At 44.2% G+C, this 15,502-nt stretch carries 19 protein-coding genes; 8 read left to right on the top strand and 11 right to left on the bottom strand.

The genetic code is table 11. From position 1 onward, the window contains the following. Positions 1-12: 12 nt before the first annotated feature. Positions 13-267 (bottom strand): hypothetical protein, encoded by a 255-nt coding sequence (locus tag QUA13_RS18995; RefSeq protein ID WP_333200939.1) that lies wholly within the window; start codon positions 265-267, stop codon positions 13-15. Between the two features lie 130 nt (positions 268-397). Here QUA13_RS18995 and QUA13_RS18990 point away from each other — a divergent pair, with 130 nt between their 5' ends. From QUA13_RS18990 to QUA13_RS18975, 4 genes are all read left to right on the top strand, one after another. Next, a complete protein-coding gene (locus QUA13_RS18990; RefSeq protein ID WP_333200937.1) occupies positions 398-1,012 on the top strand; it encodes a class I SAM-dependent methyltransferase in 615 nt (204 codons plus the stop codon). A 157-nt stretch (positions 1,013-1,169) separates the two neighbouring features. After that, positions 1,170-1,370, top strand: a complete 201-nt coding sequence (locus QUA13_RS18985; protein ID WP_333200935.1) for a hypothetical protein — start codon at positions 1,170-1,172, stop codon at positions 1,368-1,370. A 69-nt stretch (positions 1,371-1,439) separates the two neighbouring features. Continuing rightward, positions 1,440-2,795 carry an AAA family ATPase gene (locus QUA13_RS18980; protein ID WP_333200933.1) on the top strand — a complete coding sequence of 452 codons (1,356 nt, stop codon included), beginning with the start codon at positions 1,440-1,442 and terminating at the stop codon, positions 2,793-2,795. 2 nt (positions 2,796-2,797) lie between these two features. Next, complete coding sequence (locus tag QUA13_RS18975) at positions 2,798-3,334, top strand: hypothetical protein (protein WP_333200931.1); 537 nt, start codon at positions 2,798-2,800, stop codon at positions 3,332-3,334. Here QUA13_RS18975 and QUA13_RS18970 read toward each other — a convergent pair. Beyond that, the gene (locus QUA13_RS18970) at positions 3,285-3,608 is read right to left on the bottom strand and encodes a hypothetical protein (protein WP_333200929.1); all 324 of its coding nucleotides are present in this window, start codon (positions 3,606-3,608) and stop codon (positions 3,285-3,287) included. The two genes, QUA13_RS18975 and QUA13_RS18970, sit on opposite strands and share 50 nt — an antisense overlap. A 177-nt stretch (positions 3,609-3,785) precedes the next feature. On the opposite strand from QUA13_RS18970, the gene QUA13_RS18965 reads away from it, so the two are divergent. Further along, complete coding sequence (locus QUA13_RS18965) at positions 3,786-4,517, top strand: group 1 truncated hemoglobin (protein ID WP_333200927.1); 732 nt, start codon at positions 3,786-3,788, stop codon at positions 4,515-4,517. 1 nt (position 4,518) lies between these two features. After that, positions 4,519-4,860: a hypothetical protein gene (locus QUA13_RS18960; protein WP_172190591.1), complete on the top strand. Its 342-nt coding sequence runs from the start codon at positions 4,519-4,521 to the stop codon at positions 4,858-4,860. A gap of 84 nt (positions 4,861-4,944) precedes the next feature. Here the strand turns inward: QUA13_RS18960 and QUA13_RS18955 are convergent, their stop codons facing one another. Further along, a complete protein-coding gene (locus QUA13_RS18955) occupies positions 4,945-5,139 on the bottom strand; it encodes a hypothetical protein (RefSeq protein WP_172190590.1) in 195 nt (64 codons plus the stop codon). Positions 5,140-5,363: 224 nt separating this feature from the next. After that, a complete protein-coding gene (locus QUA13_RS18950; RefSeq protein WP_006631306.1) occupies positions 5,364-5,576 on the bottom strand; it encodes a helix-turn-helix domain-containing protein in 213 nt (70 codons plus the stop codon). A 183-nt stretch (positions 5,577-5,759) separates the two neighbouring features. Here QUA13_RS18950 and QUA13_RS18945 point away from each other — a divergent pair, with 183 nt between their 5' ends. Further along, positions 5,760-6,230, top strand: a complete 471-nt coding sequence (locus QUA13_RS18945; RefSeq protein ID WP_333200925.1) for a hypothetical protein — start codon at positions 5,760-5,762, stop codon at positions 6,228-6,230. Positions 6,231-6,271: 41 nt separating this feature from the next. Here QUA13_RS18945 and QUA13_RS18940 read toward each other — a convergent pair whose 3' ends face one another. The 5 genes from QUA13_RS18940 to QUA13_RS18920 form a co-directional block, all read right to left on the bottom strand. Further along, positions 6,272-6,478 (bottom strand): hypothetical protein, encoded by a 207-nt coding sequence (locus tag QUA13_RS18940; RefSeq protein ID WP_172190588.1) that lies wholly within the window; start codon positions 6,476-6,478, stop codon positions 6,272-6,274. Between the two features lie 270 nt (positions 6,479-6,748). After that, entirely contained in the window at positions 6,749-8,071 is a 1,323-nt protein-coding gene (locus QUA13_RS18935; protein WP_333200923.1) for a CO2 hydration protein, read from the bottom strand. A 173-nt stretch (positions 8,072-8,244) separates the two neighbouring features. Continuing rightward, positions 8,245-9,798: an NADH-quinone oxidoreductase subunit M gene (locus tag QUA13_RS18930; protein ID WP_333200921.1), complete on the bottom strand. Its 1,554-nt coding sequence runs from the start codon at positions 9,796-9,798 to the stop codon at positions 8,245-8,247. Positions 9,799-9,903: 105 nt separating this feature from the next. After that, positions 9,904-10,623, bottom strand: a complete 720-nt coding sequence (locus tag QUA13_RS18925) for a carbonic anhydrase (protein WP_333200919.1) — start codon at positions 10,621-10,623, stop codon at positions 9,904-9,906. A 104-nt stretch (positions 10,624-10,727) separates the two neighbouring features. Continuing rightward, positions 10,728-12,587 (bottom strand): NAD(P)H-quinone oxidoreductase subunit F, encoded by a 1,860-nt coding sequence (locus QUA13_RS18920; RefSeq protein WP_333200917.1) that lies wholly within the window; start codon positions 12,585-12,587, stop codon positions 10,728-10,730. A 278-nt stretch (positions 12,588-12,865) separates the two neighbouring features. On the opposite strand from QUA13_RS18920, the gene QUA13_RS18915 reads away from it, so the two are divergent. Continuing rightward, entirely contained in the window at positions 12,866-13,759 is an 894-nt protein-coding gene (locus tag QUA13_RS18915; protein WP_333200915.1) for a DUF4214 domain-containing protein, read from the top strand. A 58-nt stretch (positions 13,760-13,817) separates the two neighbouring features. On the opposite strand, the gene QUA13_RS18910 is transcribed toward QUA13_RS18915, so the two are convergent. Together QUA13_RS18910 and QUA13_RS18905 are read right to left on the bottom strand one after the other, a co-directional pair. Next, a complete protein-coding gene (locus tag QUA13_RS18910) occupies positions 13,818-14,804 on the bottom strand; it encodes a glycosyltransferase (RefSeq protein WP_333200912.1) in 987 nt (328 codons plus the stop codon). Between the two features lie 129 nt (positions 14,805-14,933). Beyond that, positions 14,934-15,335, bottom strand: coding sequence for a L,D-transpeptidase family protein (locus QUA13_RS18905; protein WP_445242728.1), 402 nt, complete (start codon positions 15,333-15,335; stop codon positions 14,934-14,936). Positions 15,336-15,502 lie beyond the last annotated feature (167 nt).

Genomic DNA, 15,502 nt, shown 5'->3' with positions numbered 1-15,502 from the left:
GAACTCTGGTTTCTAGGTAATTAAATGAAATCCCCTGCCTTCTGGCGGGGGATTTTTTTGTATAGCAGAAGGAAGTTCGGCAACGGATTGTGTAACGGATGTAACGGATGGATGGAATAAGATCGATGGGTCGAAGCAAAATGCAGTTCGATTAATGTTCATCGGCGGGACAATGCGAAGCGATTGGCTGAGTCTGTCAAGCAGGAATAAAAGTGCGATCGCCACTAAATTTGTGAGGTTGTCTGTTGGAACGAAGTCATGAGACACTGGTATAAGGAAGACCTCGCATATATTCATGATGTTGGGCATAGCGATTATGCTCTCAAATCTGCCCCTGGTATATTGAATATCTTGGCCCAAAACAACCTACAAGAAGGTTTAGTCGTGGACTTGGGTTGTGGCAGCGGATTATGCACTAGAATTCACAAAGGCTGGTTATCGTGTTCTGGGAGTTGATATTTCTGAGTCTTTGATTGCAATTGCCCGAAACAGAGTGCCAGATGGCGAGTTTCGAGTTGAGTCGCTGTTTAAAACTGATATCCCACCCTGTAATGCTGTCACCTCGATCGGCGAATGTTTGAATTATCTGTTTGATGCCGACAACGATCGCCAAAACCTGGTGCAATTTTTCCGTCGCATTTATCACGCCTTAACCGAGGGCGGTGTTTTCATCTTTGACATTGCAGAACCCGGACAGATTGCAGCAGGAAACACAACCAAAGGATTCACGGAAGGAAAAGATTGGATTGTTCTGGTTGAGAAGGAAGAAAATCAAGAGAATCAAACCTTAATTCGCCGCATCATTACTCTTCGTAAAGTAGGGGAAACCTACAGGCGAGATGAGGAAATACACTGTTTGCGGTTGTACAAGGCAAAAGATATTGCTGAAGCACTCGATCGCGTAGGTTTTCAAGTTCAAATCATCGGTAGTTACGGTGAGTACAACTTGCCAAAAGCTCATGCAGGATTCGTTGCACGTAAACCCATTTTAGAGGGCAACTCGATCGCATAAGTGACTTGAGGGTCGATCGGCTTTTTCACTCTACCACTCGGGCGATCGTCTCCTCTGCTGTGCTGGATTTAGTGTATGGGAGCATTGAGCAAGGACAAGCTGCGCTTGATGCGTCAGCAGCAAGTGTTCAAGAGGCTAAAATGGATTGGAACATAGTATGACTGAGCCAAGACAAATTCCCGCTCCACAGAAAGTTAAGAAAACTGTCGCCATGCTTGGGGAAACCAACCGAATGCTTGAAGCTTGGACTCGAACAGTAGATGAACTGATCGCGATGCTAGAAGCTGATATTCGCAACAGTCCGATTAATGTTCATTGGCGGGAGAATGCGAAGCGGTTGGCTGAGTCTGTTAAGTAGGAATAAAAGTGCGATCGATCCTCTCAACCTCATTTTGGGTAATAATAGAGAAAATCCTGAGTCTTCAACATGGTTCAACTGTCTTCTGACTGGAATAATGAGGCTTACGTGTCTCTGCATCTGGTTCAGACAATGCTGGAGATGGCGGGTTTGCCTCGCAAGAGTAATTATTCTCACTGGATTCCAGAGTTTAAGGTTAAAGTACCTAAACTGACTGCTAATAGTCAGTTAGTTTGGACTCAAAAAGAAGTTGATTTCTTAGTAGAAGATTTGAGTAGGTATATTAACTTTCTGGTTGAAATTAAGACGACTAAAATTAGACTTGATGCGGCAGCTCGCATTCAGTTAGAAACGTATCTAAAATACTCTCATACAAGATTTGGGATACTGATCGATCCGTTTTCAGTGGAGATTTACGAATATACACAAGGGTTCGCGACTCTAAAGTGTAAGCAGAATATAGAAAACCCCGAACAAGTTCAACCAGTAGCAAATTTCGTTAGAAATTTTTTGGATACAGTTAAAATGCGTACAATTGCAATTCATACATCCAAGGGCGGGGTTGGTAAAACTACTTTAGTTGTCAACATTGCCTATGAGCTGGCAAAAATAGGTAACAGAGTTTTAGTTATTGACTTAGACGATCAAGCTCATGCCAGTCTCTCCTTGGGAGTCAACAAAGCTGACGAATTTGACAAAGCTTCTACCTTAGAAGAATTTGATAAGGTTTTGGATTCTTTTCAGGATAGAAAAGAAGTTATAGAGTTTTTGAAAGACTATGACACCAAAAGTTTTAACTACAAAGAATATATACAAATTTCCCCAATTAATAAAATTTTCCGTAAAACAAGCAGTTCTGGGAAAATAGATGTTTTACCCAGTAGCTACAAAACTACAGATGTTGCTCTAGCCAACTTGGGCGGTATTCGTGAAAAGCGACTAGATAAGGCGTTGCGACAATCCGGTATAGCTAATGACTACGATTATGTAGTTATCGATACACCGCCAAGCGCTACTACAATTGCTAGTAATGGACTCTATGCAGCTCAATATGTGGTTATCCCATCGCAGATGGAATATCTGTCAGTCTATGGCATCAGAACCCCAATCGGACGAGCTAGAGAAGTTCAAGAGGAAATGGGAAAGCGGGGGGCTATTCTGGGAATTGTACCAATGATGACAGAAAAAAATGTGAAAATTCATACTACAATTAAGCAGTCCGTAGAGCAAAGATTTCCGGGAATCACTATTCTGCCGGAAATAAAGAGAGCTACTGCTGTTGGGCAAGCATCTCAAGTACGTCAGCCTATTTCTTTGTTTGCTGAACAAAATAAAGGAGCAGCCGAAGTTGCAAAGCAATTCTCAGCCTTAACCCAAGAGATCGTGATAAGAATCAATCAGATTGAAAGTTCAGTAGGAATGTAGAAATGGTAAAATTTTATAAAGGGATTCAGAGTCAGCCTAGCCTTGTCGTTTTAAATCAGATAGAGGTTTCTCACGAAAAATCAGGAACTTCAAAGTCTGATTTGAAAAAAGTTTCCGAAAGCTTGAAGGGGTGGGAATTTAACTTTGCCCTGCCAATCGTTTGTATTACTGACGAGGAAGACAAATACCACTTGCTAACTGGGCTACCAATCTATGAAGCAGCAGTTGAAGCAGAGCTTGAGCGAATTTGGGTATTTCTAATTGCAGCTAAACAAGCAGACGCAGAAAAAGCCATTGAACAAGCTGTTTTGCAGTCAAAGCTGAACGAAAGAGTTGTTGAGCCTCAAGATATTACAGATTTCTTGGATTTTATTAACAATCCCAAATCAGACCTTACCTCAATCCCAGGAGTTAAAGATGGATACGCAAAGCTGATCCGCGATAAGCGTGTTTACAGCTCTCTGGAAGATATGCAGAAAAAACTAGGTGCTAAGCGCGGCTTAAATTGGCTAAGAGCATACAAGCAATCAAGAAGCTAAGCTCACCATTTCTTGAAGTTTTGAGAAGTGCGCTCGCCCCGCACCTCACTTCACCAAAAGCGCGATCGCCCTTATCCCCTAAAATATCCCCATTCACCTGCATCTGATGCACCCGATCGGCCAATTGTTGCAGGCGCTTTTCGTCTAACTCCTCAATCGCCAGCATCCCTACATAGATAATTTCCTTAAGCGTTAGTCGGGTTGCTAGCGCCTTTTTCTGCACAAGTTCCTTAATTATGGGGCTGACTCCAATGGCGGTAGGGGATCTCGTCACCAACTAACCGGAGATTAACCACTTCGATTAAATCTTAGGACTTTTAACCTGAGTTTTTAGCTGCGATGCAACTTGTTTAACCGCGTTTTGACAAGTTGCAACACAATGTGAAGTCAATCAATCCGCAAATGCTGACTTATCTAAGAAATATTACAAAATCTACCGTAAGATAATTTGATGGTAAAGTTATCAATTGATGTGGAGAGCGATCGCTCTTTACCCTCGCCTCTTTACGATCGCACAGAGCGAAAGACTAAGTTTAGTTTGGCTCATACTTCGGCTGTCGGCTTCTTAAGCCTATGTATCTGTAAATCACTTAGTGCTGAAGATTCAATTAACCATATTACCCTCACAATTGGAGATTTTTCAATGAAACTCAGTAAATCTTTGGCAATGTTGTTGACATTAATTTGTATGACAGTCATCGTTGTGACTACTTTCAGATTAAGCCCTAGTTTCGCTCGTTCTACGCCGGTGATGCCAGCACAAGAATCAGCAGAAAAAGTAACTACAGATCTGATTGCACAAGTTCCCGGAGGAAATTCTCTCTACACTAGGCTGGGAGGCTACAACGCGATCGCAAAAGTCATTGATGATTCAACAACTTTCATATTCGCTGACGCACTAATTGGTAAATACTTTATTGGCTTGGGCACAAACTCACAACAGAGGCTGCGTCAGTTGTTAGTGGATCAATTCTGCCAAGCGGCAGGGGGGCCTTGTGTTTATACAGGGCGGACTATGAAGCTTTCCCATAGTGGAATGGATGGAGGTCTCACGAACAATGAATTTAACGCTTTTGCTAATGATGTGTCCCAAGCTCTCGATAAAAATGGGGTCAATCCACCAGAGAAATCCGAAGTCCTGGCATTTGTTAATAGTCTCAGAAGCAAGATTGTCGAAAAGTAATATGAAACGCTCCAATCTCCTCCTGCTTTCGGTGGCATTTCTGCTACTGTCAGGAATGGTAACGGCCGACGCAGCCAGTGCAAAACCGTCAGAGCCAACCACCGAGATGAAAGTTCCAGTATCCCCAATGCCGAGGCAGTCTTCTGAGCGCTTTTCCATGCCTGCTATTTTTGCTCCACCTTATGCTCAATCCAACGATCGACCTTTTTGTTTTTATCAGCGCTCCGATAGCACGATAGTTGATTTGAGCAGACTGTGCGGGGCTAAGAGCACCGAAACGGGTACAAATACTAGATCGGAGAACGCTCCTGTTGAGGAGAAGAAAACCCCAATTTATTGGTAGAAAAATGAGAATTTGTTTCAGTAGACGAATTCCATAGGAGCGCCCTTGCCTTACTTCACCCGAAGTGAGATCGCCCTCATCCCCTCAAATTTCACCATTCACCTGCATCTGATGCACCTTGTCAGCCAACTCTTGCAAGCGCTTTTCGTCCAAATCGTCAATCGCCAGCATCCCGACATAGATAATTTCCTTCAGCGTTAGTCGGGTTGCTAGCGCCTTTTTCTGCACAATTTCCTTGATGATGGGGCTCACCCCGATGGCGGTACTGGCTCTAGTCATCCAATTTTAGATTTTAGATTTTAGATTTTAGATTGATCCCACAGATGAATCCGAGGCCCCGAACCAAATTGCTTGATTGTCACAAAGGTAACGGGAGATTAATAACTTGGATTAAATCTTAGCACCTTTAAGCTGAGCTTTTAGCTGCGCTGCAAAATGCTTAAGCGCGTCTTGACAAGACGAAACAAAAAAGTTTATAGTAAAAACATGGAAATGTCGATCGACTATTCCTCCAAAACTTCAACCAAATCCTCAATCATCACATCAAAAGTCCGAGCTAATTTCAGCAGCAAAGTAAAGTCAACCGTTGTCAGCCCGGGACAGCGGGCATAATGCTTGACAGTGTTGTACACCACCCCAGAACGTTCTGAAACTTCCTTGAATGTCCAACCTTTCTCTGCGGCTAGTTCTCTGACTTTAATTCTTACTAAACCCATGCTTGACAATGGGTGCTATAACACCTTACAATAAATTCATCTAAAAAGCCGATCGCCCCCCGGCCTGGAAAACTAAAGGGCGATCGTCTGTAAAACCTAATCTGGATAGATTATTTCTTTCTATCAAAAAGTGCATTTGCCATATCCAGAAGTCTACTAACCATATCCAGAGGTGTACTAGCCATGATATCAGAAACTCCGGCAAAATCGCGGACGATCGCAGAATCGAGAATAATTCACAAATCGCCAATCCTGCATCCGCTGGCGAGATTCGTTACCGAAGAAACAGTCGCACTCCTGTTCAATATCGCAGTAGACGAGATTTACCGCATCGAATGCTGTCGTTACATGGTGTACGTTCACGCCAAAGGCATCAGTCGGTTTGTCAGCTACGCCGATTTTCCCCCGACTTTAGCAGTAAAGCCGATCGCACCTCAAGATTTTGGCAGATGGTACAAACGCTGGAAAAGCAAGCAAGCACCAGCATTTTGGACTAAATTCTACACGTACAAGTTCAAAAAAGCTGTTTCAGTTGACAGATTGCTGGAGTGGGGCCAACTGGTAGCTACTGTTAAATCGGTCATTTCTGGGGCTGCGCTGCAACAGCTACGAGAGGTCTATGCCCAAGAAAAACATTTGATGGAAAAATTTTAAAGTGCGATCGACTTAATCCTACTTGAACTTTCAATTAAATTTTAAAACACTTCATCCTCGATACCGAGCCACCACTCTCCCAGATTCATTAAATCTTTGTGAAGGTCAGTAAGTTCTGTCATATACTCTTCAGCAGAAATCTCCGATCGCCTTTCTTGCAATTTTTTCAGCCGCAGTTGCACCAACAGCCAAGGTTTGGAAATGCCGTCCTTTGCTTCGATATATTTGGCTAGATCTTTGCTGTCCATAGTTATTGGTTATTTGTTATTGGTTATATCATTTTCGGTGTTATCTGATTGATTAAACCGCAGAGAACGCAGAGAACTTAAAGGAAAATCTGTGAGACAGATGAATAATTACGATGCCAACTGACTTAATATTATAGGACTTTTTCAACCGCTTAAAAAAACTCTGATTTTTCCCCGGTTTCAACCGAATTGAGCTTTGAGCCAGGGGTTTAAACCCCTGGCTAACGGACTGGCGAACTTTTCAGCTAAGATGCCTCCCACAAACATCCTTTACCTGTAATCCGAAGTCTGAATATTCTTGAGCTTCGCTGCATATTTCATGCCGTATTCCGGGCGGCAGAAGCGATCGAGCTGAGCCTCAAAGAAAGCCCGATTTGCCTTCAAATGCTTGGGATTTTGGTCATCTAAAGGATACAAAAGAGCAGTCCGTAAAGCTTGAATCACCGCCGAAGTAACGCAGTACATCGATCGCTGAAATGTCACCCCAATTTGATTGAGGATATCATCTTCGCCGCGACAGCGCTGTTTGTAGAAATCCATCAAATAAGGTGGCAGGAAATGCAGCATATCTTGTGCTAGCAAAGTCGGCGGAATGCCCGCCGTACCTACCGGGAATTTGTCTGCATACAAAACTCCGTAGTGGAAGTCTTTTTGATCGTCAGGAACTTCCCTAGCTTGAGCGTTGTAAGATTTGGTGCCTCGGAATGGCGAAGTGCGATAAAATACAGCTTCAACGTAAGGTAACGCAGCTTCGTAAAGCCAAGTGAAACCCTTAGATTTGGGGATGATTTCGTACTTCTCGCCGTCGATGTAAACGTGGTGGTAAATCGGGCGTCCGGCGATCGCAAATATGCCATTTACTAGGAAATCCATCGCCTGCGGGACAGTCGTAACTTTCCCTTCGTCGTACAAGTCGGAAACCTCAAAAAACACCGGCGCCATGACTTCCCAGAATAAACCGAGATTGCTGTAATAAGACATTTGGCGGCACTGTTCTAAAAACATTTCTGGAAATGCTTTGTGCAGTCCCAGCATGAACGGGTCTTTTTTGAAGTAAGCTTTAATTGCCCGATCGGCATTAGCCTTATATTCGTCACTGTCCAAATAAGGATCGAATTGATTGGTCGGCACGTACAAGCCCCGGTGCCAAAGCATTGACCTCATGCACTCTTCGGCAAATTCCATGTTAATGCGATCGTGCCACAAATGGTGCAGAAATCGAGGGAGTTTACCAGTTTCTCCCTTTTCCATGAACTCCAAAAGTTCCGGGTGAGCACTTCCAGTCCCGCGCCAGATCCGCAAATCTGCACCGTCGCCTGCATAGTGATTTTGCAAGTCTAAATACTCTTGAGGTAAAAAGTATTTAAAGAAAGGAAGCGGGTGTAAAAATACACGTTCGGCGATGTAAAGCAAATCCCGCCAGTAGAAATCCATCGGCACTGCGTAAGCTTTCCAGATAGCGATAATTTGCATCAGATTTTCCGGCGTATCTGGAATCATCGCGCCGCCAGCTTCTAGCCTGTGAATTACTTCAGAAAATTCGTGCTTGGAAGGAGGTAGTTTAGTTGCTGGTTTATTAGGGGTTTGTACCATTGTTTTTTCCTTTGATTGAACCTAAATCTTTTGAATTCTTGCAAAAAGTTGCAATTGTTTAACTGGTTCACCGGCTGTGCATGAGAACCGATATCCAGGCCAGAACCGGAAAATTGGAGGCAGAGCCTCCGGATTTGCGTTACCAGGCAGAGCCTGGTAACGAGTAGATTCTCTTAGTCAGCGTCGGCGGATATCGTTTCTGTAGACGTGATTTTTATCGCCGAATGTTCAAGGGGATAGCTAATAGCAACTTGGGCATTTCTGTCCGCAGGCAGAGTAGCAACGATCGCATTTGTAGTAGATTCGCTCCACTTGAGCAGCCAAGCAGGTTGAATTCCCAAAACAAATATTATGCCCGCCAAAACCAGCGCCGGCATATTTTCACCAAACGTAACAGGAGGGTAGTAAGCCGTGGCGTTGTCCAACTTCCCAAAACAGGTGCGGTTGAGCAGAATAACAAAGTAAACTGCTGTTAAGCCAGAAGCTAAAATGCAGAGTAAAGTTGGAATTGGAAAGATCGAAAAACTGCCTTGAAACACTAAGAATTCGGCAATAAAACCCACCAAACCCGGAATTCCGGCGCTTGCCATGCCGCCCAAAACTAACAGGGAACTGGCAGTGGGTAAACCCCGCATCGGGTTCATCAAACCGTTGAGCACGTCCAAATCCCGGGTGCCTACTTTGGTTTCGATGATGCCTACCAAATAAAACAGCAAAGCTAAAATTAAGCCGTGGCTTACCATTTGCCCGACAGCGCCGATTAAGGCGAGTTTCGTACCCGCGGCGCAGGCAACGAGGATGTAGCCCATATGTCCGATCGAACTATAGGCTACCATGCGCTTGATGTCTTTTTGGGCGATCGCGCTCAAAGCACCGTACATCACGCTCACTGTCCCGATAATCGCTAAACCGGGAGCTACAATTGACCAAGCTTCGGGAAACAACTGCAAGCAGAACCGCACTAAACCGTAAGTTCCCAACTTCGCCAAAATCCCTCCCAACAGAATTGCTGTTGCTGGCGAAGCTTCGACGTAAGCATCAGGCAGCCAAGTATGCAGCGGCACTAAAGGAATTTTAATTCCCAACCCAATTATCACAATTGTTAGCAGGATCAATTGCGTTCTCAAGGGCAATTCTTGAGTGGTAATCGCAGTGTAATCGAAATTTAAAGAGCCGCTCAGCCAAGCAACACCCAAAAATCCCGCTAAAACTAAAAATCCCGAAACAGCCGTGTAAATCAAAAACTTCATGGCAGCGTATTCTCGCTGCTTTCCGCCCCAAATCGCGATCAACAGGTAAAAAGGAATTAATTCTACTTCGTAAAACAGTACAAACAGCAGCAAATTTTGAGACATCAAAGCTCCGGCAATACCAGCATTGATCAGCAAAATCAAAGCATAGTAAAGCTGGGGACGAGCCATGCCTTCGCCAGTACCGTAAATGACTAATAGCGTCAGCAAAGCACTTAAAACCAGCAGGGGTAAGGACAAGCCGTCAATTCCCAAGTTGTAGCTCAAACCTAATTGTGGAATCCAAGGCAAATATTCTTGAAATTGCAGTCCGGAATTGGCTGTATCGAATTGAGTCAACAGCCAAATATTCAAAAGGAAAACAGCAGCAGCAAAAGCCGAGGCTATTGAACGCAGACGCATTCCATTGATGTTTCCGGGCAAAAACCCGACTACCGCAGCGCCCAACGCGGGCAACCAGAGCAAGGCACTAAGCATAATGTGTGAAGTGAAGAGTGAACAATCAATTTTGCAGCCTCTTGTCTTTGATAATTTGAGAGTTTAGATGTTAAACTTTTCCCCAATTATCAATCCATAATTTCATCACGACTCAGAAAGAATAGTGACTCTCCCCGTGTCTAAATCGTAATACCCACCAACAACTTTCAGTTTATTCTCCGCAATTAACTTAGAGATAATTGGAGAGGCTTTCAACCTCTTAGCTTGCAGAATAACATTCGCTTTAACGGCATTTTCTAGACGATCGCCCGCTTGGTCTTTCGAGCTTTCTACAGCCGGCTTAATAGCGTCGAGCAAACTGCCAATTTGACCGGGAACTTGCGCTCCTTTGATGGTTGCCTCTACCGCACCGCACCTTTTATGCCCGACTACCACAAGCACTTTTGCTCCCAGTACCAGCGTGCCAAATTCCAGGCTGCCCATTTCTTCTGAGGTAACAACATTTCCGGCCACGCGACAGACAAATAAATCTCCCAATCCTTGATCGAAGATAATTTCCGAAGGAAAGCGGGAATCTGCACAGCCCAGAATAGCAGCAAAGGGTTTTTGAGTTTTGGCAACTTCGGTGAGGCGCCCAAAGTCTTGGTGGGGATTTTGGCGTTTGCTGTCAACAAACCTTTTGTTTCCGTCCATTAACTGTTTCAGAGCTGCATCGGGAGTCGAGTCATTTTGAGCAATTGCCGGTTCGGGTGCAGCCAAATCAGCGCCTGCTCCTGCTGCGAGTATCCCTGTACCAATAGCACCTGCGACAAATTTGAAGGAATTGCGCCGGGAAAGATTGAATTGTCTGTTGTTTGAGGTCATTTATGCTGCCTTATTTGAACGAGTGGGAAATCTTTGTTCAAGACTTCATGTTTTGAAGATTTTAGATTAAAACGGTCACCTAAAATCTTCAACCTTATATTTCTTTACCCGGCCACAATCAGCGACAGGCGAACTAGCAATGGCCAGCTTATGAGCAGTCCCAAAACTGCCACTCCGAACAGAATTGTCAAGGCGTAAAACTGAGTTTGACCGTTAACGTTGTATTTGAGGCTTTGCCCGCCAAAAACCGTTGCAAAACCGATTAAGTTTGCGAATCCGTCCACAATATTGCGATCGACCCAGGAGATGACTCGAGCAACTAAACCGACGGCAAATATCACTGTCACCCGGTAAAGTTGGGCGGTGTAAAAGTCGTAGGCAAAAAAGTCTTGCAGGGCTTGAGAACCGATTCGTACCGGTTTTTCCCATTTCTCATTCAGGTAAACAACTGCTCCGGCACCGATGCCGATCGCCGTTGACACAACTAGCAGTCCACTGGCGGTATAATTCAAACTCGCCCCGGGCAATAACTGCCACGCGGCCAGCAAGTGCGGAACGTGCAAAGTAAAGCCCATTAAAACAGTCATGGGCAAGATAAAAGGCCAGTGAACTTCTGGCGAACGTTCGGTCATTTGCTTTGGTTTGCCGCCAAAAACTAAACCGAAGACGCGCACCAAGCCAAAAGCAGTGACGCCGTTTACAAACAGCACGATTCCTAACAAGAAAGGGTGAGTTTCCCAAAGCCCGGATGTGAAGTCTTCTAAAGCCCAGAAACAGCCGAAGGGCGGCAGTCCCACCAATCCAGCGCTACCGACAATAAACGATATGGCCGATATTGGCCGCTTTCCCCACAAACCGCCGAGAGCTCGGATATCCTGAGTGACGGTGTTCCAAACTACCGAACCGATGCTCATCACCAGCAAACCCATTGCCAAGGTGTAGGCAAATATCAATGTCAGGGCTGTCTGGGCTTGTCCGGTGCCGACGGCGATAAATACTAAGCCCATGTAGGCGCTGACTATATAGGAAAGCGTGCGTTTGATATCAATTTGGGCGATCGCAATTAATGAAGCACCCACCGCCGTCGCAGCGCCTACAATAATAGTTGTCTTCAGTCCGATCGGCGACAAAGCAATCACCGGTTGCAACTTAATCAATATCCAAGCACCAGTTTCCACAACTACGGTGTTCCGCAAAATCGTCGCCGGTAGCGGGCCTTCCATCGCCTCATCCAGCCACAGGTGCAAGGGAAACTGAGCACATTTACCCATCGGGCCGGCAATTAAAGCTAAAGTCAGCAACGTCGCTACAGTGGGGTCAAGCTTTGCAGTCTGGGCCCAAACAGCCAACTCGTCAAAATTCCAAGTTCCAGCCAGCGGCAGAATGGCAACTACTCCCATCAGCAGGAATAAGTCACCCACCCGCTTGGTTAAGAAAGCGTCGCGGGCTCCTGTCACCACCAAAGACTGATTGAACCACAGCCCGACTAGCAGGTAAGTACCCAAAGTCAGAACTTCCAAAATCATGTAGCTGAAGAACAGGGAATTGCACAACACCAAGCCGCACATCCCCGCTTCAAACAGCCCCATCAGGGAAAAGAACCTAGCCCAGCCCCAGTCCATTTCCATGTAACCGAAAGCATAAATCTGCGCCAGCAAGTTCAGTCCGGTAATCAAAACAGTCGCCCCGACGGTGACAGCAGAGATTTCTACGGGAATGGTTAAGTCTAAACCTGCTACGTTCAGCCAGGGAATCAACTGGTGTTGCGCCGGTTGGTTCCAAATAGCTGTCAGGGCGATGACGCCGTGTAAAAAAGCGAACAAGGTTAATATAGCGTTCACGTAACCGGATGGTCTTGGACCCGTGCGGCGGGTAACAGCCGGAAACCACAGCATTGACAGAACTCCGCCGATGAGTGGATAGCAAGGTATAAACCAAACTGTCTGGAGTAAGATTTGAGCCATTGGCATTACCTGTAAAGGTTACAAAAATTTAAAAATCTGAGGATAAGCCTGAGTTGTCCTGGTCAAAGCAAACACATCAAGATCCTATGCTTAATTTTAGATTAAGTAGTGCATTAATACTTATTAAGTATTTTATATACTCTATAAGATACTTTAATCAATAAAAATAGGTATAAAAACGTGAATTATTAATCGCGCTTTGATACAAGCAATCGCAATTTATGTTATGATTGATTGATTGTTATTTTTGGCATTTGATGACTTGTAACAACCTAGCTATGAACGAAACAGCTTTTTTGCAAGCAACTCAGCAACTTGATAATCAATCTTTTTTGGAATATATTTACCGCACTTATTTGAAACGCGATGCCGACGCTAATGGTAAAAGCTTCTATCTTCATAAACTGCAAAACGGCGAGCTGACACGGCTCGAACTCCTCACCTCATTTTTGCACTCACCGGAATTTAATTGGGTAGTTAAATGGGAAAAAACTATTTTAGGATTGCCGGCTTTGGAAATCATGTCATACCATATACCAAAAACGGCAGGCACAACTTTTTTCATAGCTTTAACACAGGTTTACGGTTTAGATAAAATCGCTAGTTATTTAGAGGAATCGGTAGTATTAAGTGATGGTGTTGAACCGCCAAGAATAAAAGTAATACACGGTCATGTTCCTTCGAGAAAGTATTTCCTCCCGGTTAATGTAAAAGAAATAATCTGGTTGAGACATCCAATGCTGCGTTTAATTTCATTGTATTTTTTTTGGAAAACTATCCCTCGTACTGAAGATGGTAGTTGGCATAATTATATTCAAGAAAAAAAATTAGATATTGTGGAATTTGCCAAGATTCCGGAGATCCGCAATGAAATGTCTATCTACATTGGGGGACGAAATCTAAATAATTTTTACTTTGTTGGCATCCAAGAATTTTTTAATGATGATTTAACAGACCTTGCCCAGATGTTAAATTGGCCAGAAATAAAAATAACTTATGAGAATAAAAACAAGTATGAGGGCTATAATTATGTGGCAAAAAGTATCCTGAAAGACAGCGATATTATGAATGAGCTAATAACTCTCAATCGCGAAGACCTAGAACTTTATCAAACAGCATTAGACCAGAGAGCTAAGCGGAAACAACTCTTAAATTCATTAGAACAGTACTAGATATCTGGAAATAATCCGAGTCTCGACTGCAACAAATTTAAGCGGAAGGGACGAAATTTTATAAAAGCTCAATGTCCCAAGCTGATTCTGGGAGTTTGGCTTGGCGCTGTCCGATCGCCCTTGCCCTAACATTCAAAAGACCGATCGGCGTATTAAACAAATCTACCAGATCGGCTCGGGCGATCGCACTTTTGGCAGCAGCAACTGGAAATTCCTTAAAAAGCCATCTAGCCAGCCGGTAAAAATATTCCCCTGTTGTGAATTCTCGCATCAAATCGACGCCGTAAAGTTCGTGCAAATATTTATTAGATTCGCCGTACCGATACCATTGACTTTGCAACTGTTTTATTGTAGAACGGTGGCGGTGTCGGACGATCGCATTTTCAGCAAAATACAATTTATAGGATGTTTCTCGCAAAATCCGCCAGCATAAGTCAGCATCCCCGCCGCTGGTGAGATGGGGGCGAAACAAACCGACTGTTTCTAAAACTTGCTTGCGTACAGCTAAATTCGCGGTTTGACCGTAGGGACAAAAAGGGTGAGCGAGAGTATGTTTTTGAGATAAAGTATTTTCGCGGGCGCTGTGTTTTTCTAAAATAGTTTTACCGGCCAATGCGAGTATTTCCCCAGCACTAATTCCTACTTCTAAGTCAACGAATGGCTTAACTAAATTTTCCAGCCAGTCAGATTCCGGGCGACAGTCTGCATCGGTAAATGCAATGATTTCGCCTGTGGATGCGCGAATTCCTTGATTGCGGGCGGCGTAGGAACTTTGAATCTGATTTTCGGTGAGGTGGCAAATGGTTATTCGATTGAAATTGCTTCCCCCCCTTACCAAGGGGGGGACTGAGGGGGGGTTAGAGGCTGCTGTTTGGATAATGGTTGAAGTGCGATCGCGACTGTTGTTGTCTACTAAGAGATATTCTACACTGTCGATCGGATAAGTTTGCGATCGCAGGCACTCGATCAACTCCGGCAAATCTGCCTCGCCATTGTAAATTGGCACTACTACCGAAACTTCCGGTAAAAACCCATCACTGTTCATTTTTAGCGATTTATTCTCACCTGTTGCAGAATTTGCAATAAACCCGTAGGGGCTCGTTCGCCAATAGCCTTAAGAAGTGCTTCGAGGTTTTTTAAACCCGCCCCCACCCAACGACAAAATCTCTTTAAATTATTTCATAATTTCTACTGCCGTTCCCTTCTGCACAAACCGATACAACTCCTCAACATCCTTATTTTCCAGCGAAACGCAGCCCAAAGTCCAGTTCGATCGATATTTTATAATATTATCCCAATTAGGAGGAACGCCGTGAATCCCGACTTCGCTGCCTACACTGTCGCGCCACCCAATTGTACCATCTTGCTTAGCTTTTATATGTTTGCGCCAAGATTGTTTGGTTGGATAATCCAGCCACAGAAACTTTGACCAACTTTCATGAGGGTACATATCTTTAATACTAAAAACACCTTCCGGCGTCCGCAAATCCCCTGCTTTTAATTTATCACCTGCGGGATTGCCCCCAAATACTACAGGATAAGATTTTACTGGCTTTTTGCTATCGTATACAGTCAGCCTGTATTTGGATTTTTGAACTAGGATGGAAATTCTGTCAGCCTGTATTTGGATTTTTGAACTAGGATGGAAATTCTGTTTTTATCTAACTTATACCAATTTACTATGAAGTTGCACTTAATATAGCTTCAAGGATATAGTCCCAACCACAGAGGGATAAAACTTCT

Source organism: Microcoleus sp. S28C3 (assembly GCF_036700785.1).
Taxonomy (GTDB): Bacteria; Cyanobacteriota; Cyanobacteriia; order Cyanobacteriales; family Microcoleaceae; genus Microcoleus; species Microcoleus asticus.
The sequence above is the reverse complement of the archived record's forward strand: the minus strand, read 5'-3'. Positions and strand labels throughout refer to the sequence as shown.